General features: G+C 50.7%; 3 protein-coding genes. All 3 read left to right on the forward strand.

Features of this window, described 5'->3' with window-relative positions; all coding sequences use genetic code 11:
- Positions 1-93 (forward strand): DUF1367 family protein (locus tag EQY_RS25365; RefSeq protein WP_138984137.1); only part of this gene is annotated, 93 nt, incomplete at its 5' end.
- Positions 93-383 (forward strand): DUF1364 domain-containing protein, encoded by a 291-nt coding sequence (locus tag EQY_RS0123195; RefSeq protein WP_000228029.1) that lies wholly within the window; start codon positions 93-95, stop codon positions 381-383. The genes EQY_RS25365 and EQY_RS0123195, both read left to right, overlap by 1 nt.
- A partial coding sequence (locus EQY_RS0123200) for a DUF1133 family protein (protein WP_000640125.1) occupies positions 380-546 on the forward strand: 167 nt, incomplete at its 3' end. The genes EQY_RS0123195 and EQY_RS0123200, both read left to right, overlap by 4 nt.

Genomic DNA, 546 nt, shown 5'->3' on the forward strand with positions numbered 1-546 from the left:
CTGAATGTGCTGTGGAACTGGATTCTGTTCCGTAAATTTTCCTCTCCGGAACAAGTCGAAAATGTGGCCGCGCAGCTACTGGAGTTTGTGTAATGGTGGATTTACGTAAAGCGGCGCGGGGGCAGATGTGCACCGTCAGAATTCCTGGCTACTGCAATCACGATCCGGAAACGTCTGTGCTGGCGCATTACCGACTGGCGGGAACGTGCGGAACAGCGATAAAGCCACACGATATGCAGGCCGCGATTGCCTGTAGCTCGTGCCACGATTTAATCGACGGGCGGGTAAAAACCAGCGATTACACCAAAGAAGAATTACGCCTGATGCATGCAGAAGGTGTTTTTCGCACACAAGAAATCTGGAGAAAGGAGGGATATTTGTGATTTACCCAACGAATACAGGAAAAAGCGGAGAACACCTTCGCCTCACCACGCTGGAAAGTGTCTGGATTCAGGGAAAACTGCGTATGTGGGGGCGCTGGTCGTATATTGGTGGCGGTAAGACGGGGAATATGTTCAACCAGTTGCTGGCATCCAAAAAATTGAC

The organism is Escherichia sp. TW14182 (assembly GCF_000208525.1).
In the GTDB taxonomy this organism is placed as follows: Bacteria; Pseudomonadota; Gammaproteobacteria; order Enterobacterales; family Enterobacteriaceae; genus Escherichia; species Escherichia ruysiae.